Genomic DNA, 21,771 nt, shown 5'->3' with positions numbered 1-21,771 from the left:
TCCTGTCGGACGATGTATTCCTTTCTACTTGGCTGCGTTCAGGAATTTGGAGATCTTCCGGATCAAAAATCGCGGAGAAATTCTTACGGACTGAGCCAAGACCTTGTTCGCCAAACCGGAAATCACGACGACCTTTCCGGATTTCACTCCTTCGTATCCCAATCTCGCGACCTCTTTCGGGTCGCTCATCGGGACGTGGTTTAGAATTTTGGAGGAATTCATCTCCGCTTTTTTGAAGAACTCTGTTTTGGTCGGCCCCGGACAAAGGCAAGTAACCGTCACGCCTTCCTTTTTCAACTCTTCTGAAATCCCTTCCGAGAACGCCAAAACGTACGCCTTACTCGCGTAATAATCCGACATCATCGGACCGGGTTGAAACGCGGCTGTGGAGGCAACGTTCAGTATTTTTCCAGAATGTCTATCCACCATATCCTTCAAAAATAGATGGGTAAGAGCCACAAGAGAAACCACATTCACTTGGATGAGGGAAAGCTCTTCTTCCAAGTCCAGTTTATCGAAGCGGCCATTCGTTCCGAAGCCGGCATTATTGACGAGCAGATCCACGATCGCTTTCTTTTTCCTGGCGAATTCGTAAATCTTCTTCGGAGCCTTGGGATCGGACAGATCCATGACCAAAACTTCCGCTTGAGCGCCCATACTCTCCAGCTCTTTCTTGACTTTGGCCAAAGCCTTGGAATTCCGGGCGACAAGAATCAGGTCATAGCCGTCGGACGCGGCTAATTTTGCGATTTCATAACCGATCCCGGCGCTTGCTCCGGTCACTACGGCCGTTTTTTTCATGATTTCGCCTCCTAAACGTTTCGCTCCGGAACCTACCGGAAGCGAGGGCAATACTATGCGAAATCGACGGATAGGGAAAGAATAAAAATTAACGGAACAAGAGATCCGATAACTCCGGAAAAAGACTTTACGAATCGGTTTTAAAGGGAAGCATCCGATCGCGTATGATACGACTGTACGGATACCCCATCAGCAATTACTCCAATAAGGTGAAACTCTTCTTACTCGAAAAAGGTTTGGATTTCGAAGAAATCCGCATCCCGTATTCCCAAGACGAGGAGTTTCTGAAAAAGAGCCCGATGGGAAAAATTCCGTTTCTAGAAACGGACGGACGGTATCTCTTTGAATCCGGCCCCATCATACAATGGATAGAGGACTCGTTTCCGGAATCCAAGAAACTGTTTCCTCAGGATCCGTTCGAAGCGGCCTTCGTGCGTTCGATGATCGTTATTATAGAGAATTACGTCGACCTACCTGCGAGAAAAATCTATACTCCCGGACTGCAACGGAAGCCCGTTTCGGAAGAGACCATCTTAGAGGCAAAACGCGAATTAGAACGGGGAACTGCAGCCTTGGCAAGAATCGTCCGGTTTTCTCCGTTTATCGCTGGATCGGAAATGACTGCCGCGGACTGTGCCGCATTTGCGACCCTTCCTCTCGTCATCGATAATGTGAGCGAATGGCTCTCCCCCTGTCCCGTGGAAAACCTGCCAGGATTAAAGCAGTATCTGGAAATGATGAATTCTCTGCCCGGACCGGCAAAGGTCGAAAAGGCAAGGACGACGATCATGAAAGCATTACGCAGAAGTAAAAAGTAGATTCTTCGAAATCCTGAAAACCGACGTACCTTTCGTTTTGTGCACTGCGATCCGAATCCGAAAGACATTCTGCATATAAAATTCCGATCGGATTCGATTTCAAAAAATCTGGTTGACTCTCGTCGTTCTAAAATTAACCTTCGAGAGGCCTTATGGAAGCAGAGAAAGTCATTTCCGTCCCCATTAAAGAACTTCCTCACTTAAAAGTGATCCTGGCAGGTTGGTACAATTTCCTTAAGGATAGCTACGATCAGAAAAAAATCGACGCGGGGGCTTTCAAAGATTCGTTGAAAACCAGCGTGGTTTATAATATAGACTCCGATCAGATCGAATTGCTTCTTTCGGGAACGGAGCAATTGCTCCAAAACTTTCGGAAGAACCTTTCCTAATCTTTTCCGTCTTCTAAGAGTCGAGTCGTATCTTAGAAACTCCTTCCGACGGAATTTCGTTCCTTCAAACGGTTAAGTCGTACAATTTCAATAGGGCCTTCGGTTCCGGCTCCCTTCCTAGAAATTTACGAAAGAGAGCCATCGCGTTTTCCGAACCGCCTTTTTCTAGAATTTCCCGTTTGTAATTCTCGGCCAAGCCCGGATCGAAAATCCCCTTGTCCAAAAAAGAGAAAAACGCGTCCGCCGCCAGAAGCTCCGCCCATTTGTAGCTATAATATCCCGCCGCGTATCCTCCGGAGAAAATATGGGAAAAACCGTTTTGAAATTTATTGTAGGCCGGTAGTCGTAAAACCCCGACCTCCTTTCTGACCTCATCCAGGATTTTCTGCACTTCCTCTTCCGAATGTTTTCCGGAATGGATTCTCATATCGAAGATCCCGAATTCCAATTGCCGAACGACTCCGAGACCTGCCAGGAAATTCTTGGTCGCTTTCAGTTTTTCGACCAGGCTCACCGGCATTTCCCGGTCGGTTTTGTAATGAACGGCAAAGAAGCGAAGAACTTCCGGCTCGTATGCGAAGTTTTCGAGGAACTGGGAAGGGAATTCCACCGCATCCCATTCCACTCCGTTGATCCCGCTGACCGGAGGCTCCTCCACCTTTGCACAAATATGATGCAGAGTGTGACCCATTTCGTGGAAGAAAGTGACCACGTCTCCGTGTTTCAACAAGGAAGGAGAATCTTCTTTGGACGGAGGAAAATTGCAGACTACGAAGGCGGAAGGCAAAACGATCCCCTCGGAAAGACGGTTGCGGGTGGCCCAGTGATTCATCCAAGCTCCGCCTTGCTTGCCCTTTCTCGCTTCCAGATCCAGGTAAACCCTGGCGACGATTTCGGATCCGACCTTTAAGGAGTAAACCTCCACCTTCGGATCCCAAACGGCGGTCTCCACTCTTTCGAAATCGAAGCCGAATAACTTGCGAAAAAAGGAAAAGGCTCCGTGTACGACCCGGGATTTTTCCAAATACGGCCTCGTCTCCTCTTCATCGAAATCGAAAAGACGTTTCTTCAGCTTTTCGGAAACGTAAGCCATATCGAAGGCCTGAAGATCGTTTATCCCTAGCGTATCAGCGAATTCGGACAATTCCCGAAATTCCCGTTCGGCGAAAGGCTTGGATTTTTTTCCCAAATCCTCCAGAAAATCCAGAACCTTACGCGGAGATTCCGCGACCTTCGTAGCGAGGGAATATTCCGCGTAGTCTGAATATCCGAGAAGTTTCGCCTCCTCGTCTCGAAGCGCCAAGATTTCCTCGATCAGGTTTCCGTTTTGCGGAGCCCGGGTGACGTAAGCCTTGTACAGATCCTTTCTTTTTTCCCGATTGGAACCGTAAGTCATGTAGGAAATGTAGCTGGGATATTGCAGTGTAAACGTATAGGTCCCGTCGGAATTTCTATACAATTCCTTATCCGATTCCGGGATTTCCCGGACATCGTCTTCGGATTCCACCTTTAATTCGTATTCGTTCGTCGCATCCAAAAGGTTCTGGGAGAATCGATTGTCCAGATCGGACAGACTCAGTTGGATCTCCTGCAAACGTTTCTTTTTGTCCTCCGGAAGTCCTACCCCGCCTAACTTAAAATGAAGGATGCCGTCCTCAAGGACCTTCTTTCTAGGTTGGCTCAGTGCGCTTTTTTCCCTTTCGTAGATTTGCGTGTAGGCCTCGTACAACTCCTCGTTTTGACCCAGATCGGAGTAAAATTCGGTAACGATCGGAAGGACATCGGAATAATTCTTTTTGGACTCTTCGTCGTTTTTTACGCTATTCAGATGGGACAATGCGGTAAAGTCCAGATGGAGTTCCTGCAAAAGATCGTTTAAGGGAGAAACCAAGGTTTCATAACGTGGAGATTTTTGGGCCAGCAAATCGGATAGCCTTCCCCGAATCCTGGACACCTCCGCTCGAACGGTATCGGCTAATTCCCGCAAGGGCATATTCGGAAACTCTTGAAAAGGAAGGGGTCTGTCCATCGGGAACAGATTTCCCGAAACGGCAAAAAGCCGCACTCATTTTTGCGGATCTCTTGACAAGTAGAGAAAGATGCATTCCAATTCCGACGGGATATCGAAGCGATGAATCGACAAGCTCTGCTACTTTACCTGATCCTCGCCTTCGGATCGCAATACGATTGCGCTGAGACGAGCCTGCCGGTATTTCCCGTTTCCGAGGGAGCATGCCAAAGTAACAACCTACCCGTTCTGGTACAACCCGAAGAAGATATCCGCTCCGGAAACGATCTCCTGGCGACGTATTGCAAAGCGGAGATAACGCCCCAAGGTCTCGAAATGAAAATCTCTTACGTATTTCGGGACGAATTGCATCCGAGCATTTGGAAGGATAGGATCTATCGGATATATAGAAAATTCAAGTACGGTCGGACCATGGACATAGAATCCGTGCTCGTTAGATGGAAGGTAAACGGAGACTTGGAGGAAATCGACTTGAAGAACGTCTACTCCGGCGATCAAGTTTTCCGAAGCGATCCGGTCCGACACTACGACTCCGTATTAAAGCCTGCGAAAATGGAATTCCGCAACCTTCGCCCCGTTCTATTCGTAAACACGTGGAATCATATGTTCGGGGAAAAGGACACGAATCCACAGTTACCCAAAATGGAAATCCTGGACACGGAACTTAGGTACGGTTCGCGGGAATCTCTGGACGGCTATTTCCGAGGAGACAATTGAAAAAGCCTTTTCCGAGGGGCCCGAAGGAAAATCCTAGGAAAAACTAAAGGAAATAAGGCAGGAGCTCCATGGCACAAATCCCAACCAACCCCTTTGCGGAACTTGCACCGAAAACTCCGGTGGATACCGGTAAGGTCAAAAAGGGGATTTACGGACGTTATCTAGAAGAATTTACGGAAGGCGCGATTTTCGAACACCCTAGGGAATTGACCATAGACAGGGCATTTGCCCAAGAGTTCGCGACCACTTTTATGGAAGCGAATCCTCTTTTTCTTTCCGCTCCTTATGCCCAAGCCCACGGATTCAAAGACTTATTGGTTTCTCCCTTGATGGTGTTCAACGTCGCTCTCTCTTTGGGAGTCCAAAACGATTCCGAAAAAGCGTTGGCGAATCTAGGATATTACGATGTCCAATTCCTGAAACCGGTATACCCCGGCGATACGTTATCCGCCAAAACCAAGGTGCTAAAAGTGGACGACAAAGGTCCCGATAAACCGGGGATCGTTCACGTTCGCACGATTTGCCTGAACCAAAACCGAGAGTTGGTCCTGCAATATGAAAGAAAGATCATGATCTACCAATCCAACGGAAAACCGAAAGGGACTCCTAAGCCGGTGATCAAAGAAGCGTTCTTTCCGGAGACGGACAGTCCGAAAATCGAACTCCCGAACCTGAAATTTCCGAAAGGATTCGAAACCGCAACCTGGTCGGACACTACCTTCGAAAATTTCGAAGCAGGACAGATATACGTCCACCAAAACGGAAGAACCATCACCGACGAACACTTCCCTTGGACGTACCGGGTAGGCAACACCCACCCTCTCCATTATGATAAACTTTATTCCGCCGGGATTTCCGGACCGATGGGCGGCGAGCCTGTAGTTTACGGAGGACTCGTATTCGCTTGGTTATGCGGTCTTGCTTCCCGCGATACCACCGAAAACGTTCTTTGGGATCTGGGATTTACGGAAGGGTATCATACCCAGCCTTCCTTTAGCGGGGATACGGTGACCGCAATTTCCAGAATACTCGCCGTGAAGGATCGTGGAACGGATTTCGGAATTCCGGCCGGAGAAGTGCATATACAGTTCATCGGGTTGAAAAATACCAAGGCAAACGATGCTTTCGAAAAATTCGGAGAGGAACTATTCCTAAAAGAAAACGATAAGAAGAAGCACGGTAAGGAAAAATTACCGGAAAAAATCTTCGAGATCGAAAGAAAGATCATAGTCAAGAAAAAAGGCTGATTCCCGCCTTTTGCCGGCGGAGAATTCGTTTTCCGTCGGCCTCGGCTTTCCTTTCTTACGGAGCAACATCCTTTTTCAGGATTTTTCTAATGTGGCGCTCATCGAGCCCTTGGACACTGCCATTCTAGGATCCGGCCCGTATTCCAAAATCAATTCCTGGATATGCTCCGCGTGTTCGAATTCTCCGGAATACACCACCGTTTTCTTTTGCGTATCCACTTCCACGGCGTGATGAAATGCTTGCTCCATAGTCATAACGCAGACTTCCATCAGCATTTCGATCACATAATCGTACGTATGCTCATCGTCGTCCCAAAGAACTACTTTCCAAGGCCCTCCCGTTTTCACGGGATCCTTGACTGTAGTCTCTTCGATAACGGGTGTTTGGGACATTCTCGATCTTCCCTAAAGCAGTATTTCGAAAAGATTCCTATCCCCTCGGAAGGCTATTTTAGCCGGATCGCTTTCTCTGCCAGTTCTACTATGTTTTTTGCCCTAAGGCCGAAGTAATCCAGAAGTCCGGACCAGGTGCCGGATTTTCCGAACGTGTCCTTCATGCCGAGTTTCAAGACTCGGACAGGATACTCCTCGGAAAGAAATTCGCTGACCGCGGATCCCAGACCGCCCACTACGTTATGCTCTTCGCAAGTCACGACGCATCCGCAAAGTTTGGCGTATTTCAGGATGGCTTCCTTATCGATCGGCTTGATCGTAGCCATGTTCAATAAGGTCGCATGTATCTGACGGGATTCCAACTCTTTTACGGCGATCATCGCTTCGTTTACCAAAACTCCGTTCGCGATAATTAGGACGTCTTTCCCTTCCTGCATGACTTCGGCTTTGCCGATTTCAAATTTGTAATTCTCTCTCTGGATGACTGGAACGTTGGGTCTTCCTACCCGAACATATACCGGGCCTTTGTATTCCGCGATCGTTTTGATGATCTGTTTGGTTTCGTTATAATCCGACGGGCAGATCACGACCATTTCCGGAATCGCGCGCATCGTGGCAAAATCCTCGATGCACTGGTGGGAAGCTCCATCCTCTCCCACCGTGATTCCCCCGTGAGATGCCACTAATTTCACGTTCAAAAAAGGGTACACTACGCTGTTCCGTACCACTTCCCAAGCCCTCCCCGAAAGGAACATGGCAAAGGAGGAAGCAAAAGGCACGTAACCCGCTAGAGCAAGTCCGGCCGCATGTCCGACCAGGTTTTGCTCCGCGACTCCCACGTTGAAAAATCTATCCGGATAGGATTTTGCGAATTTATTCGTTTTCGTGGATCCGGACAAATCCGCATCCAAAACCACGATATCCTTCCGCTCCGCTCCCAATTCATGAAGAGCGTCGCCGTAACCGTCACGGGTTGCTTTTTGGTCCGAAGTGGAAACGGAAGGTGCGCCCATCAGCCTTTCAATGCCTCTGCTTTATCCGTTTTTTCCCAAGTAAAGGTTTCTCCGCTTCTTCCGAAGTGGCCGTAGGCAGCGGTTTCGCGGTATTTTCTTCCCGTTTCCAGCAACTTCAAGGAATCGGTGATTCCTCTCGGGGTTAACTTGAAATTCGCACGGATCCGTTTTACGATTTCCGCCTCGGGTAATTTTCCGGTTCCGAACGTGTCCACATGGACGGAAACCGGCTCTGCAACCCCGATCGCATACGCCAATTGCACTTCGCACTGGGAAGCAAGTCCCGCCGCGACCACGTTTTTAGCGATGTATCTTCCCATGTATGCAGCCGATCTGTCGACTTTGGAAGGATCCTTTCCGGAGAACGCTCCTCCTCCGTGACGGCCGTAACCGCCGTAGGTATCCACAATGATCTTTCTTCCGGTCAGTCCCGTATCACCGTGAGGTCCGCCGATGATGAACTGTCCGGTCGGATTGATGAAGAATTTCGTATCTTTCAGGAAATTTGCCGGAATCACCTTTTTAATGCACTCTTCGATGACCGATTCTTCGATTTTTTTATGGGCCACTTCGGGAGTGTGTTGGGTGGAGATCACCACGGTATCCACTCTCACCGGCTTGCCGTCCTTGTACTCCACGGTTACCTGGGACTTGGCATCCGGACGGAGCCAAGCCAGTTTTTTGTCGTGTCTCAATCGAGCGAGATATTTGACCAGCTCGTGGGAATAATAAATAGGCATGGGCATCAACTCAGGCGTCTCGTCGATGGCGAAACCGAACATCAAACCTTGGTCGCCGGCTCCCTGCTCTTTGAACAATCCTTCTCCTTCCGTAACTCCTTGGGAAATATCAGGACTTTGTGCGTGGATGTGAGTGGAAACGACCGCAAAATCCGCGTCGAAACCCATGGAAATATCCGTATAACCTATATCGCGGATCACGCCTCTTGCGAGTTCGGCGGCGTCTACTTTGCCCTTGCTAGTCACCTCTCCCGCAACCACGACTAGATTGGTGGTCACCAAAGATTCGCAGGCGACCCTAGATTTTGGGTCCTGGGCCAGATACGCGTCCAAAATCGCGTCTGAAATTTGATCGCAAACCTTGTCCGGGTGGCCTTCCGAGACCGATTCCGAAGTAAAGATAAAGTCTTTCAGGGACATTCGGTTTAATTCCTAGTTATTCTATCTTGGCAAAGGGATTTATAATCCCGCCATAAAACTAAAAACCTCCGGAACCCGACACTGTCAAGTGAATCCGCCCCATACTCGGGCCAAGTTTCCGCTTTGATTTAAATTTAGCGGCCTTTCCGTGAAATTGATTTGTAGGATTTCCGCGCCGCGAAAAAGGTTTTCTGAGATGAAAATTCGGGTTTCCGATATCAAGGTAAAAAATCGAATTCGTAAAGATCTGGGGGAACTCCAAAGCCTTCGCAATTCGATCCAGACCCTCGGTCTTTTGCATCCGATCATAATCGATTTAGACAACAAGTTGGTTTCGGGAGAAAGACGCTTGGAATGCGTCAAGTCCCTTGGCTGGGAATACGTGGACGTCCGCATCGTAGACGTGCAAAGCAAGAAAGAAAGAATCCTGATAGAAGCCGAAGAAAATAATGTACGCCTACCTTTTTCCTTGGAAGAACAGGAAAGAGTGAAAAAACTTTTAAAACGCTATTCTTATACCGGGATCCTAGGAAAATTCTGGGCCTGGCTCCTGGATCTCTGGGATTGGTTCTGGAATTGGATCTCACACAGATAAAAAAATCCTGAACCGCGGTAAAACGAATGTCCGATATTTTCCGCACTTTCTTCCGTTTTCTTATTCCCTAAGAGAATTCTAAAATAAAAGGAAACGCCTCTTCTTTTCCTTTTTCCAAAGAAGTACATGTAATGTTTAAAGCGACAGACCGTTCAATTTTTTATTTTCTGGATCCGACCAACCTTTTTTGCGACGCCAAAAACCGGGTAAGAAAAATTTATTAATTCTATTTACAAAAAGAAAACGGTTCCTTAGTGTGAGCAATCCATAACAAGGAGAGTCTCCCGAATGAAAAAGTCTTCGATTCTTATAGGCTCCGCAATGATCGCAAGTTTAGTCGCTTGTTCCGGCGGATTGCCTACACTAAAAAGCTCTATCCCCCTACCTGATACGGGTTTGGGAATTAGCGCACCGTCCGTTCCAGGGGTTGCAGCTCCGAAGCCAACTCTGGGGTATTCCGAAACCGTAAACTACTGGGGATTCATCAAACCGGGCCAACAAAGCGACGGTATTGTAGACGGAAAGAAAAAAGCGTATTACCTGTACGTTTGGGTTCCTGCTGCAGTCGCTGAAATCGGCGTGCGTATGATTTCCCCTACCGGTGAAATCGGAGAGCCCGGCGCTCACGACATCGTAAGCGATAGCTTCAAAGCAGCTACTCCGGAAGAAAAAAATATGCCGAACTGGTTCGACACTTGGATCCGTGTAGAGCGTATGGCTGCGATTATGCCTGACCAAATCGACGCAGCTTCCAAAAAACCTGCCGTTCAAAAACTCAAAGATGATGACGACGGTGATGATACCTACCACGAAGAGCGTCACGCTAAGTACAACTCTTTGACCAGAATCACCATTCCGAGCATCCCAAAAAGTTTGGATGAGCTGAAAAATATCGACACGAAAAAACTTTTAGTTCGCGGTCTGTACAGAATCGCATTCACCACCTACAAACCGGGTGAAGTAAAAGGATCTTTCGTTGCGACCGTAGGCGTTCTCGGCGTGCCAGGAACCCCAGGACTTTCTCCGATCGTTCATTCGAACCCGGAAGAATTGCAAAAACAAGCGATTGCTGCCGAAGAAGCTCTGAAAAAAGCTCTTTCCGGATCTAAATAATCGCCTGTAGAAAATCGGGAAATTCCCGGGAAGAGGCCGCCTTTATAGGCGGCTTTTTTTATATCTTAGCCGATTTTCTTTAAAAGATCCGGAATGTTCGGACGGACGGAAGAAGCGCCCAATTCCTGGATCCGATCCGATTCGATCCTGTAGGTACCCTTTTGGCTTGCCCAGGCCGCGTTCACCATGGCTTTTGCCACCGTACTAGCTTGAATCGATCGATATTTCCGCGCTGGTCCGATTAGAAGCGGATTGATCAAAAACGCCAGAAAAGATCCGATCTTTTCGCCGAACCTGAATTCGGATCGATCCCCTTCCAGAAGCGAAGGTCTAAAAATTCCGCAATAGGAAAATTTCAGGTCGACCACCGCCTCCTCGACTTCTCCCTTTACTTTATTATAAAATACGAATGAATTCGGATCTGCTCCGAGGGAACTGACCAGGGAAAAATGCGAGGCTCCGGATGCCTTTGCCGCCTTTGCGAAAGAAAGAGTATATTCGTAATCCGTTTTACGGAAATTTTCCTTGGTTTTAGCCCGTTTGATGGTGGTGCCGAGAGAGGCAAACGCGTCCGTCACACCCGGGGGAAAATCGGGCAACCTGTCCCAATCCACCTGAACGGTCTCCAATTTCGGATGAGACCAGGATAGAGGTCGCCTTGTAAACGCGTATACTTTTTCCCAATCCGGGTCCAGTAAAAGCTCCCTCAAAAGATTCCCTCCGACCAGACCAGTTCCCCCTGCAACGACCGCGACCCGATGATCCATATATTCTCCGATGTACGTTAATGGGGGCGGGACGGAAGAGTTCGCGTCGACACATTAATTTCGCGGAGAATCTTAATTTTCCGGGAAAGATAAAGAATTGATCGGTTCCGGAGCGAGTCTAAGATTCTACCATGCCTTTTCCCGAATATTTACCTAAATTCCTATGCAGAATATTGGAAAACACGAATCGGGAGCGGATGAATGAATCCACTCGCCGGGTCATCGAAAACGAAGAGTTGATCGGTGCCTACGTCTCCAACGGATTCCGTTATCTACTATTGGCGTTTTTCGGATTTCAAGTATTGGCAAATCTTCATACGGGAGATCCGTGGATCAACGGAATCGGCATCGGACTATTTGCATTGATCACGGTCGGGCATACGATCGTGATCCGGACCTGTCCCAAATGGAGCATTTCAGCGTTCTCGTATATCTCCCTCGTTGCCGATTTTGCCATCATCTCCGCCGTCCTGATTTCCTATACTTATTTGGCGAGTCCCCAAAATTTGGGCTTTGCGCTCAAAAATCCCATCCAGAGTTATTTTTATTTTCCCCTAGCCTTTTCCCTAATCCAATTCAGACTCAGATTGGTATTGTTAAGCGTAGTATTGTATTATCTCTTCTATTTCGGCTTTTTTATATACGCCCAACTTCTAGGAAAAATCACGTATGCTCGTGATTGGCTGGATTACGTGATGGGACCGAATCTACTCTTGGGAGACGCTCTGGCCGGACGACCGCTGATCTACCTGGTTCTCGCGTTCTTTTTCTGTTTCGGGATCCTTCGCACCCTGATCATGATCCGTCGGATCGGGGAAGCGGAAGCCCAAAGAGGGCTTCTCTCAAGATATTTTTCCCCTGGAATGGTAAAGGAAATGATGTCCAACCCCGAGGTGCTCGCGGGAAGAAGGCAGACCGCGACGATCCTATTTACGGACATCCGCAATTTTACGGCGCTCTCCGAAAATATGGACCCTTTGGAATTGGGAAAGTTTCTCTCTTCCATCCGGGAAATTCTGACCGAATGCGTCTTTGAATTCGGGGGAACCTTGGACAAATACATAGGAGACGCCGTCATGGCTACGTTCGGAACTCCATATCCCTCCGAAGACCCCGCTTCCGACGCCATTCGAGCATTGCATTGCGGAAAAAGGATGTTGGAAAGACTCGGAAAATTCAACGACCAAAGAGTCACGGAAGGATTTCCTCCCTTAAGCATAGGAATCGGAATCCATACGGGAGAAGTATTTTCCGGCAATATCGAAACTAGCAAAAGAGCGGAGTTTACAGTTATCGGAGACGCGGTCAACACGGCGTCCAGAATCGAATCGCTTACGAAGAATTTCGGAAAGGAGTTTTTAGTTTCGGAAGAGACTTGGAAACTCGCCGGAGCGAATTTTACCGGAGAAACCCTACCCCCGGTTCAAGTAAAAGGGAAAGAAAAACCGGTAACCGTGATCGCGGTGGGCACCTAAAACCTCTTTCAGTTTCCGAAACAAGGGCGTCGTCCGGTGGTGCTCCGAACGACGCACTAGGAAAATGAAAGGTTTCGCATCATGAAAGGCAGGCTTTCAAAGGAAACTACTTCACCCCAGCTTTTTGGAGTTCTTTTCCCAATTGGCCGGTAATGGTGTAGAAAAACATTCTCCAATCGCTTACAAAGGATTTCACCGGATAGGTAAACGTGGCCGGGCGATTTTTTTCCACGAAGAAATGGCCGATCCATGCGAACAGATAACCGCTGAACAAGGCACCTAACAGATACCAAGCGTTTAAAAATACGATAGAGGAAAGGATCCAAGCCAATGCGATGGACGTTCCGACAAAATGCAGAAACCGATTGAATCTGTTGGAGTGCTCTCTCAGATAAAAAGGCCAAAATTCCCCGAGCGTATTGTATTTGATTTCTTCCGACATGAATTCCTCCGTCCCCATCATACCACTCCGCGACCCGACCCCGCAACCTTAAATCGATCCCCTTTCTTCCTCTTTTAGGAGGTGGTATTTCCCGCAAACCTCCGTTTTTTAAAACGGAAGAAGTGAAAGATTCCGGGCAGATTTGCGCCAGATTGACAAAAATTAGCACTCTCCCTCTCAAAGTGCTTGACAACCTTTCCTCACGGATTTTTGCTGAATCGGAACCCCCAGCACTCTATCCAAGAAAGTGCTAAGGAATTATTTTAAATCTCAAAGGAGAAAAGTCTATGGCGATTAAACCATTAGGCGACCGCGTATTGGTCGAGCCGAAACAGGAAGCCGAAGAAAAAATCGGCAGCATCTTCGTCCCCGATACCGCAAAAGAAAAACCCCAAGAAGGAAAAGTGGTCGAGGTCGGAAGCGGACGTTATGAAGACGGTAAGCTCGTTCCTCTGGAAGTGAAATCCGGAGACGTTGTGCTCTACGGAAAATATTCCGGAACCGAGATCAAATCCGACGGAAAAGAATATCTGATCATCCGTGAGAGCGATATTCTCGCCATCGTTAAGAAGTAATTCCTCAGGAGGAAAATCAAAATGGCTAAAGTTATTGAATACGACGAAACAGCAAGACGGAAACTCCTAGAAGGAGTGAACAAACTTGCAAATGCAGTAAAAGTTACCCTGGGTCCCAAAGGCCGAAACGTGGTAATCGACAAAAAATTCGGATCCCCGACCATCACGAAAGACGGTGTGACCGTAGCTAAGGAAATCGAACTGGAAGATTCCATCGAAAACATGGGCGCCCAAATGGTTAAGGAAGTTTCCACCAAAACCAACGACGTCGCCGGAGACGGAACGACCACCGCGACGATCCTGGCTCAGTCCATCATCAACGAAGGATTGAAAAACGTTACCGCCGGTGCTAATCCCATGGCTCTGAAACACGGAATCGACAAAGCGGTCGCGTCCGCCGTGGAAAGCATCAAAAAACGTTCCGTTAAGATCGAAAACAAAAAAGATATCGCGAACGTCGCGACGATTTCCGCAAACAACGATAAGGAAATCGGAAATCTGATCGCGGACGCTATGGACAAGGTCGGAAAAGACGGAGTGATCACCGTCGAGGAAGCAAAATCCATCGAGACCACTCTGGACGTGGTGGAAGGGATGCAATTCGATCGCGGATACGTTTCCCCTTACATGGTGACCGATCCCGAAGCGATGGTAGCTACTTTAAACGATCCTTATATTCTAATCTACGATAAAAAGATCGCTTCTATGAGAGATCTTTTGCCGGTTCTGGAAAAAGTCGCTCAAGCGGGAAGACCTCTGGTCATCATTGCGGAAGAAGTGGAAGGCGAGGCTCTGGCTACGATCGTAGTAAACACTCTCCGTAAAACCATTTCTTGCGTTGCAGTCAAAGCTCCCGGATTCGGCGATCGTCGTAAAGCGATGCTGGAAGACATAGCGATCCTGACCGGCGGACAGGTGATTTCCGAAGACCTCGGAATGAAACTGGAAAACGCGACCGTACAACAACTCGGCCGTGCGAAGAAAGTCACCGTGGATAAGGAAAACACCACCATCATCGAAGGACAAGGCGCTTCCAAAGACATCCAAGGTCGCGTCGGTCAGATCAAAAAACAGATCGAAGACACCACTTCCGAGTACGATCGCGAAAAACTCCAGGAACGTCTGGCGAAACTCGCCGGAGGAGTCGCGGTAATCCATGTGGGAGCCGCTACCGAAGTCGAGATGAAGGAAAAGAAGACCCGTGTGGAAGACGCTCTTTCCGCAACCCGTGCGGCCGTGGAAGAAGGGATCGTTCCCGGAGGCGGTCTGACCCTATTAAAAGCCCAAGAGGCGGTCGGCGCCCTGAAGCTCGAAGGAGACGAGGCGACCGGTGCTAAGATCATCTTCCGTGCATTGGAAGAACCGATCCGAATGATCACCTCCAACGCCGGCTTGGAAGGCTCCGTAATCGTAGAGCAAGCCAAAGGCAAAAAAGGAAACGAAGGCTTTAACGCGTTGACCATGGTTTGGGAAGACCTACTCCAAGCCGGAGTGGTAGACCCCGCGAAAGTGGTTCGTTCCGCTCTCCAAAACGCGGCTTCCATCGGTTCCATGATCCTGACTACCGAAGTCACGATCACCGAAAAACCGGAAAAAGACGGCGGCGCTCCTCCGATGGGAGGAATGGGCGGTATGGGAGGAATGGGCGGCATGATGTAAGCCCCCGTTCTTTCAAAAAGTCCGAAAGCCGGAGATTCGTCTCCGGCTTTTTTTTGCCTTTCTCAGAATCGGATGCCGAATATCCTACTGTAATTTTTTCCCGCGTTTGTAGTATTACTATATAAGATTTGTAGAATGGAGTATTTGCTGTAGTCCGTTTGGGTTTCGTATTCCCAATCCCAAAGCAGTCCCCCCAGCCAAGGCAAGGCTAATATCCCCATGGACCGGTAGCCTCTTTCGGGCCGGACTCGGTAATAAAATAATCCGGAAGCCACGACCATCGTGTCTTCTCCCGCGGATACGGATTCGTTCCTGTAGTACAAAAGTCCTAAACCGGCCATGTCGTATCGACCGTCTTTTCCGGAAGAAAAATACCCCAAAACCGGAGGAACGAAGTTGGAAACTTCCCCGCCATCCCTATGATAATAGTAAAGAGGAAGAAAATTCGCGATTCCTTCCGAGGGGGACCGTTTCCAACGAAGCCATAAAAAATTCGTATCGAAGCTATCCCGATCCGATTCATAGCCCGCCACCAACCTTCCTAGGATTGCCCATCTTGTCCTCGCCTCTTCGTATTCTCCGTGAAACAATCCCAAAAATACGTTCACGTTCCTTTTGCGGAGAGCTAATTCCCGATTTACGTCCAGAATTCCCGCGAAACCCCAACGATCGATTTCCTTGTCCTCGTACGAATATGCTCCTAAGCCGAACCAAAAATTCGAATCGGTGGATCTATGTCTGAGAAACAGAGGCAGCAACCCCCAAGAACTCGAGTCCGGACGAAAGCTCGAATACCAGGGCCCTAAGATCAGGCGATTGGATCCGACCGTGGAATCCTTCGCAACATCGAAAAGGATCCCTAGGTTCAGATGAAAGACTCCCCCGGAAGGCCGAACTTCTCTATGATAAAAAAATAATGGAAATACGTAGTTCGTGGTCGATTCCGTTCTTCCCTTGTCTTCCATACCTTCGCTTCCCCCAAAGGAAATCAAAGGAAAAAGACGAAAATCGCTCGAGCTTCCGCTTTGCGATCGGGAACGATTGTAGGCCAGGAATTTCAGGAAGCTGATTTCTTGGGACTCGCTCTGCGGGGTCGGTTCCGTTCGATGATAATAAAATCCTAACCAAAAAAGAACCCTTTCCGACCGGGAGCCGGACGTGTACAAGGTTGGAAGAGGTAGAAAATAAAAGTTCGTCCAATTCTCATCTTCTCGATCCTTACCTTTGCCTTCCGAGGAAAACACTCCGAAGGGGTGAATGGAAAACGAGTCCCAAAGGCCCGATTCTTTTTCCGTCCGTTCGTAATAAAACGGAATCCCCCAAATCGTTCTGCTTTTCGTTCCGTACAAGTCCGTTTCCGAAGAGGAATAGAACGGATAAATCGCAAAAGAATCTTCGGTCTCGGATTTCGTTCTATTTCCTAGGAGGAGAACGTTCCATGTATAGGAATGCGGAGAGAAATCCGAATAGAACAAAAGAGGAACCAATACGCTGGAATAAACCTGACCGTTTTCCAAATCCGACTTTAGCTCGGTAAAAAGAAAAGGGGAGATTCTGAAGCTCCTTTTTTTCCAGGTATCCGTTTCCGTCTTCTCGGACGCGATCAGACCGAACAAGGACCAATGGGAAAAACCCCTACTCTCCTTCGCATAATATCCCAGGATAAACCGGGAGCTGGAATAAAAATCCTGATGAAAATACAGACCCAACGGTAGGATCAGATCCGATCTTTCCCGTTCCTGTTCGACGATTCCCGTCTTGCGATACCTATAATACAAAGGGGTAAGGATTTCACTGATAGAATACGTGCCGTCCTTCAGTTCGGAGGATACGGAGCTGTAAAGCAAAGGAACGAGAAGTTTCGATCTACTGAAGGTCTGGGCGTCCGCGGATTCGGAAAAAAAGAAGGGAAAGACCCTGGATTCGGAGAATTCCGCGTCCGGAGCGGTTACTTTAGAAAACGCGAAAATACCCAATAGATTTCCGTAGGATGCTCCCGGATCCTTTTCCGAATAATAACCTAGAAAAAAGGAACGACTGGATTCCCCCTTTCTCCAGGAATACAGTCCGATCGGAACGACAAGATCCGTTTTTTCGATCTGTTCCGCCGATTCTCCCGGAGCCTTTGCCCGATGGTAGTAGTAAAGAGGGAATAAGAACGTAGTATCGAATCCGCCCGCGATATCCGACGATTTCCTGTAGTAGGATAAAAGCGTATATACCTCTGCGAGAGAATTTCCTCCGACCGGACCTTCTATGGAATCATAGGTGCGGAAAAAGAAAGGAAGCAGAAGCTGCCAACCGTCGGACTCCTTATTGCCGGAAGCCAAGGTTCTCGTGTTACCCCTGGAATGATACAAAGGAGGCAAAAAGGAATGAAAGCCGAACGATTCTCCTTCCGGAGATATCTTAATATTATTATAATACAAAATACTAATCGTTCTCTTTCTTTCCGGAGAGGAATCATGGAGAACGAAGGGCAAAGCGCGGAACCCCCAGGAATCGGGGGAAAAATAGGTCCGAAATAGAGGCCATAAAACGGAATAATCCTTAGTTTCCCCTTTTTTACCCCTCTGGAATCCTAGGATCATCCAGGCTTCCTGGTAGTCGGGACCGTCGTCTTGCCTTGCATAAAAAGGGAAGATCACGTTGTATTCCTGGTCTCCGATCCTGCTCTTGAAAATGGGCGGCAACAACCACACGGTCACCTGGTCCTTGGTTGCTTCCGACCAGGAATACCAGGCCAAAGGTAAAAGACGAAAATGTCTGCGTTCGTCCCCTCTTTCGTAGCTCAAAATCCCGAACAGGGTACTGAATCCGAAAAAGGATCTCGAAGTTTCCCTGGATAACGTCTTATATTTTCTGAGCCCGTCTTCTCCCGGTTGAGAAGCGGAAGACGAAGGGATTTCCTTTACCTCCGGTACCTTTCTTTTCCACCAGAGAATGGAATCCTTCGAAATGGACTCCCGATACGAAACTCGGACCAGATTGTAGAACCAGGAAAAATCCGTATCCAAGTAGATTTCCTTCTCGTTGATTCCGACCGAAGCGGAAGTGAGGCCGTGCAAAGTGCCCAAGGATTTCGAGGACGAAAACCCAGCCAGGTTCAGATCCAAAGATTTGTCCTCTTCCTCGTATTTCAGATAAAACGGAAGAAAAATGGAAGCTTTACTAGCTTGGGTGTCCCAAGAATAATACAGCGGAAACAGGATCTGCGACGTTTCCTTTTCCTTTCTGTCCTCTTTGGAATAATAGAGCAAAGCCCAAGTTCTGTCGAGATCGGCGGATCTTTTCACATAATGGAATATTCCAAAAGAAGAATATTCATTCTCTTCGTATCCGAAACGGAAAAAGAAGGGAAAGAAGATTCGGAAATCTCCGTTTTTATGGTAATAGAGCGGAAAGGCGTATGAATATCTCTGTTCTCCCGTTTCGCTTTTACCCCTGCCGATCATCCCTAAAACGTTCCAAAAGGAACCCGAATCGGACCGTCCTGAATAAAAGAAAGGGTGCAGATTCCACTGGGATGAGGATCCGGTTTGGCCGATTTCCAAAGGACCGTACAGACCGAACCTCTCCGAAGGAGATTCGCTTCTATAATAAAAAGGGAAAACGTAGGAATATCTCTCGTTTCCGTCGTCTCCCGCCCCCGCAAATCCTAGTACGTTCCAGTAAGAACGATCCGACGAGGACCCCGAGAAATAAAACGGGAAAGCCGTGAAATAGGAATCCTTTTTGTAGAACAAAAACGGAAAGAAATACGCCGACTTCAATTCGTTTTCGGGACCGCTTTTCCATCCGATCAGATAAAGCAGATTGCTGCTCGTACCGATCGATCTGGAATAATTGCGGAAAAAAATCGGGCTAAAGAGATTCGATTCCAGAACTTCTCCGAATTGTCGCTTTTCCGATCGAAAGGAAAGAAGCCAAGGGAGCCCTGCACTGGTTTCGGAAGAGTTTAAGGAGGCGTTCTCCGACCAGGATCGGAAAAAAAAGGGAGAGATGAAATTCCCTTCCTGTCCGTCCTGATCGGAACGATAGGAAAAAAGAGGAAGCAAGGTAAGATGGGATTTGGATTTTCCTTTGGACCAATAAAGCAGAGGAAGTACTGCGCCGTATTTGGAATCACGATCCTCTCCCGAATGAAAAAGTAGGAAATGCGTCCAATCGGAGGCTTCCTCGTTTTTCTTGAAAAAAAGAAAGGGAAGAAAGTAACTGAAAGTACTCTTACTTCCGTTGGCAAAATCCTCGGAAGTCTTGCCCGCCAAGGGAAGAAAGGAAGGGAACCGGATCGATTCCTTCTTATGATTCGTAGTCTCTTCGTAGGAATAGGAGTGAAACAGGGAAAAATGAAAACTTTCCCGGGACGATCCTCTATCGACGCGTTGGCTAAAGTACAAAGGGAAGGACCAACTGCGGTAAGAGTTCGAATTTTTATCCTTTAGATGATAAAAGAAAGGATACGCATTATATTCTTTGAATTTAGGATAATGCGTGTACCCGAAAGCGAATAACGCGTCCCAGGAAAAATGCTCCTCCCAGGATTCCATTTTAAACACGATAGCTCGGATCGGATATTTTTCCTCTTTCTCACTTCCATAAACCGGCTTTCTTTCCGAAGTGAGATCTTCGAAAAAATCCCCGGATTGCCCCCGAACCGAAAAAACTCCTCCGCAAAGAAAAAAAACCGCGATGGCCGACGTTAGAAAAAACGTATTCCGGAGAGGATTCATGCGGAGCTTTCACGGAAAATTTCGATCAACTTATTTTTTCCCTTTTCTCCATGAAGGAGGCGTACCGAGCGTTTCGGTACGTCGAATTCCCGGGCCAACGCCTTGATCACGGCCTCGTTCGCTTTTCCTTCTATCGCCGGTTCCGAAACGGCTACGGTCCAGGAACCGTCGTCCTCTTGTCTGACGAAGGTTTTTTTGGAATTGGGTTTGACTTTTACCTCGATACGCACCGGAAATCCAAGTCCGAACGAGTTTAACGTCTTCTTTTAAATTTTCCAGCGATTAATTTCATCTCATCCAATTTGCATAGGAGAGCCGTTCCCAAAAAGGAACCTCCGCCGAAGAGGATGGCAAAAAAAAGCGAAATGCGGGAGGAATTCGCGTACCCGAAACCCGCTTCCCGAAGTCCGTTTAGGACGGACACATGCAGAAAATATCTGTACAAAATCAGTACCGAGGATAGGGCCGCCAAAGGTAGAAGCAAACGGAACGACTTTCTTACGAAACCGGACCAGGGAAAAACGACACCGTGTTTGGTAAGACTCCGGGAAAGGATCAACCATGTAACGATGGAGGAAACCGCCGAAGATAAGGCGATCGCGGAATGTTGCAACGAATGCACCAACGAGAAATTCAAAATCAGATTTAAGCCGAACGAAAGCGCCTGGACTTTCAGCGGAGTCTTGGTATCCTGGAACGCGTAAAACGAAGAGATCAAAACCTTGTTCATACTGTAAAAAGGTACCGCGACCGAATACAGAATCAGGGGAAGAACGGCGGTCTCCGTCGCGACATGATCCCATTTTCCCCCGTAATAAATCGAATCCAGGATGGGACCCGCTAAAAGTCCCATGCCCAGAGCTGCGGGAACGGTCAAAAAGGAAGCGAAGCCCAAGACCCCTAACATTTCATCCGGAACCTCGGAATGTCTGTTTTCTTTTAAAGCGATGAGTAGAGCCGGCAAGGTGGTGGTCGCCAATGCGACTCCGATGATTCCCGTAGGCAATTGCACGAGTCTCTGCGAATAATCCAGACTTACCACGGCGCCCAAACCGGGATGGTTATTTTGCACCATATTCGCGAGAAAGATATCCACCAAGAGTCCGAGCTGGTAAAATCCTCCGCCCAAAGCCGCGGGAAGCATCAATTTAAAAATTTTTCGGATGGCAGGATGTCTGTAATTCAAGGAAAAGATCGGGCCTTCTCCGTTCTTGGCGACATACCAGGCCTGAACGAGCAACTGCAATACTCCTCCGGCGATGATTCCGAAACAGAGTATCTTTACCTTACCGAGCAGATCGGAATCTATAAAAGGAAAGATGCAGAGAAAAACGACCAGATAACTTAAATTTAAAAGGATGGGAGAAAGGGAAGGTACGAAGAAACGGTTCTTAACGTTCGAGATCGCCATGAATATGGAGGAAAGACTGGCTGTGACGATCAGAAAAAATAGGATATAGGTGAGCTCTATCACTAACGAGGAATATTCCGCCGATCCTCCCACGAGTAGAGGAATCGCGAACGGGGAAAAGGAAAACATCAGCAGAACGAACGCGGAAAGGACTACGATTAGGAATCCGAGCACCGCACCGCTCATTCTTCTCGCGGCTTCTTCTCCTTCCTTTCCGGCTTCCGAATACAAGGGCATGAAGGATTGCGACAATGTTCCTTCCGCCAAAAGATTCCGGAACATATTCGGCAAACGATATGCAACGGAAAACGCGGAGGCTACCATTCCGGTCCCGAAAGAAACCGCCATGAAATGATCCCGAAAAAGTCCGAGGATTCTGGAAAGTAACGTGTAAAAAGATAATGCGAAGCTACGCGAAGCTGCTTTGGACAAGG

At 48.1% G+C, this 21,771-nt stretch carries 18 protein-coding genes and 1 pseudogene; 9 read left to right on the top strand and 10 right to left on the bottom strand.

Annotated elements, in window-relative coordinates; all coding sequences use genetic code 11:
• Positions 1 to 24 precede the first annotated feature (24 nt).
• The gene (locus tag EHO61_RS13185) at positions 25 to 801 is read right to left on the bottom strand and encodes an SDR family NAD(P)-dependent oxidoreductase (protein ID WP_135814038.1); all 777 of its coding nucleotides are present in this window, start codon (positions 799 to 801) and stop codon (positions 25 to 27) included.
• Positions 802 to 965: 164 nt separating this feature from the next.
• On the opposite strand from EHO61_RS13185, the gene EHO61_RS13180 reads away from it, so the two are divergent.
• Positions 966 to 1,619: a glutathione S-transferase family protein gene (locus EHO61_RS13180; RefSeq protein WP_135814037.1), complete on the top strand. Its 654-nt coding sequence runs from the start codon at positions 966 to 968 to the stop codon at positions 1,617 to 1,619.
• A gap of 152 nt (positions 1,620 to 1,771) precedes the next feature.
• Positions 1,772 to 2,008: a hypothetical protein gene (locus EHO61_RS13175; protein WP_016548133.1), complete on the top strand. Its 237-nt coding sequence runs from the start codon at positions 1,772 to 1,774 to the stop codon at positions 2,006 to 2,008.
• A gap of 64 nt (positions 2,009 to 2,072) precedes the next feature.
• Here the strand turns inward: EHO61_RS13175 and EHO61_RS13170 are convergent, their stop codons facing one another.
• Positions 2,073 to 4,037 (bottom strand): M3 family metallopeptidase, encoded by a 1,965-nt coding sequence (locus EHO61_RS13170; RefSeq protein WP_135814036.1) that lies wholly within the window; start codon positions 4,035 to 4,037, stop codon positions 2,073 to 2,075.
• A 102-nt stretch (positions 4,038 to 4,139) separates the two neighbouring features.
• Between EHO61_RS13170 and lsa23 the strand changes: the two genes are divergently transcribed.
• Both lsa23 and EHO61_RS13160 read left to right on the top strand, forming a co-directional pair.
• Complete coding sequence (gene lsa23 / locus EHO61_RS13165; protein ID WP_135814035.1) at positions 4,140 to 4,754, top strand: surface adhesion protein Lsa23; 615 nt, start codon at positions 4,140 to 4,142, stop codon at positions 4,752 to 4,754.
• A 68-nt stretch (positions 4,755 to 4,822) separates the two neighbouring features.
• Positions 4,823 to 6,001, top strand: a complete 1,179-nt coding sequence (locus EHO61_RS13160) for a MaoC family dehydratase (protein ID WP_135814034.1) — start codon at positions 4,823 to 4,825, stop codon at positions 5,999 to 6,001.
• A gap of 75 nt (positions 6,002 to 6,076) precedes the next feature.
• On the opposite strand, the gene EHO61_RS13155 is transcribed toward EHO61_RS13160, so the two are convergent.
• The 3 genes from EHO61_RS13155 to metK are packed head-to-tail and all read right to left on the bottom strand — an operon-like array spanning position 6,077 to position 8,567.
• Complete coding sequence (locus EHO61_RS13155) at positions 6,077 to 6,394, bottom strand: ATP-dependent Clp protease adaptor ClpS (RefSeq protein ID WP_135814033.1); 318 nt, start codon at positions 6,392 to 6,394, stop codon at positions 6,077 to 6,079.
• Between the two features lie 53 nt (positions 6,395 to 6,447).
• Positions 6,448 to 7,407, bottom strand: a complete 960-nt coding sequence (locus tag EHO61_RS13150; RefSeq protein ID WP_135814032.1) for a transketolase family protein — start codon at positions 7,405 to 7,407, stop codon at positions 6,448 to 6,450.
• Complete coding sequence (metK, locus tag EHO61_RS13145) at positions 7,407 to 8,567, bottom strand: methionine adenosyltransferase (protein WP_135814031.1); 1,161 nt, start codon at positions 8,565 to 8,567, stop codon at positions 7,407 to 7,409. Before metK ends, EHO61_RS13150 begins: the two co-directional genes overlap by 1 nt.
• Positions 8,568 to 8,763: 196 nt before the next feature.
• Here metK and EHO61_RS13140 point away from each other — a divergent pair, with 196 nt between their 5' ends.
• Together EHO61_RS13140 and lipL32 are read left to right on the top strand one after the other, a co-directional pair.
• Positions 8,764 to 9,162 carry a ParB N-terminal domain-containing protein gene (locus EHO61_RS13140; RefSeq protein WP_135814030.1) on the top strand — a complete coding sequence of 133 codons (399 nt, stop codon included), beginning with the start codon at positions 8,764 to 8,766 and terminating at the stop codon, positions 9,160 to 9,162.
• A gap of 288 nt (positions 9,163 to 9,450) precedes the next feature.
• Positions 9,451 to 10,275 (top strand): major surface lipoprotein LipL32, encoded by an 825-nt coding sequence (gene lipL32 / locus EHO61_RS13135; RefSeq protein ID WP_135814029.1) that lies wholly within the window; start codon positions 9,451 to 9,453, stop codon positions 10,273 to 10,275.
• A gap of 65 nt (positions 10,276 to 10,340) precedes the next feature.
• On the opposite strand, the gene EHO61_RS13130 is transcribed toward lipL32, so the two are convergent.
• Positions 10,341 to 11,042, bottom strand: coding sequence for an NAD(P)H-binding protein (locus EHO61_RS13130; protein ID WP_135814028.1), 702 nt, complete (start codon positions 11,040 to 11,042; stop codon positions 10,341 to 10,343).
• A gap of 197 nt (positions 11,043 to 11,239) precedes the next feature.
• Here EHO61_RS13130 and EHO61_RS13125 point away from each other — a divergent pair, with 197 nt between their 5' ends.
• A complete protein-coding gene (locus EHO61_RS13125; RefSeq protein ID WP_246032127.1) occupies positions 11,240 to 12,517 on the top strand; it encodes an adenylate/guanylate cyclase domain-containing protein in 1,278 nt (425 codons plus the stop codon).
• A gap of 106 nt (positions 12,518 to 12,623) precedes the next feature.
• Here EHO61_RS13125 and EHO61_RS13120 read toward each other — a convergent pair whose 3' ends face one another.
• Entirely contained in the window at positions 12,624 to 12,959 is a 336-nt protein-coding gene (locus tag EHO61_RS13120) for an Mpo1-like protein (RefSeq protein WP_135814026.1), read from the bottom strand.
• Positions 12,960 to 13,246: 287 nt separating this feature from the next.
• On the opposite strand from EHO61_RS13120, the gene groES reads away from it, so the two are divergent.
• On the top strand, positions 13,247 to 13,534 hold the full coding sequence (gene groES / locus EHO61_RS13115) for a co-chaperone GroES (RefSeq protein WP_135814025.1): 288 nt from the start codon (positions 13,247 to 13,249) through the stop codon (positions 13,532 to 13,534).
• 21 nt (positions 13,535 to 13,555) lie between these two features.
• The gene (groL, locus tag EHO61_RS13110; RefSeq protein WP_135814024.1) at positions 13,556 to 15,193 is read left to right on the top strand and encodes a chaperonin GroEL; all 1,638 of its coding nucleotides are present in this window, start codon (positions 13,556 to 13,558) and stop codon (positions 15,191 to 15,193) included.
• 62 nt (positions 15,194 to 15,255) lie between these two features.
• Here the strand turns inward: groL and EHO61_RS13105 are convergent.
• From EHO61_RS13105 to murJ, 3 genes and pseudogenes are all read right to left on the bottom strand, one after another.
• Positions 15,256 to 19,398: pseudogene (locus tag EHO61_RS13105) on the bottom strand (LA_1737 family protein); the annotation flags it as partial.
• 524 nt (positions 19,399 to 19,922) lie between these two features.
• Positions 19,923 to 20,156, bottom strand: a complete 234-nt coding sequence (locus EHO61_RS13100; protein WP_135814022.1) for a DUF167 domain-containing protein — start codon at positions 20,154 to 20,156, stop codon at positions 19,923 to 19,925.
• Positions 20,157 to 20,179: 23 nt separating this feature from the next.
• Positions 20,180 to 21,769, bottom strand: a complete 1,590-nt coding sequence (gene murJ, locus EHO61_RS13095) for a murein biosynthesis integral membrane protein MurJ (protein ID WP_135814021.1) — start codon at positions 21,767 to 21,769, stop codon at positions 20,180 to 20,182.
• Between the last annotated feature and the right edge of the window lie 2 nt (positions 21,770 to 21,771).

The organism is Leptospira fluminis, assembly GCF_004771275.1.
In the GTDB taxonomy this organism is placed as follows: domain Bacteria; phylum Spirochaetota; class Leptospiria; order Leptospirales; family Leptospiraceae; genus Leptospira_B; species Leptospira_B fluminis.
This window is presented reverse-complemented; position numbering and strand designations above follow the sequence as displayed.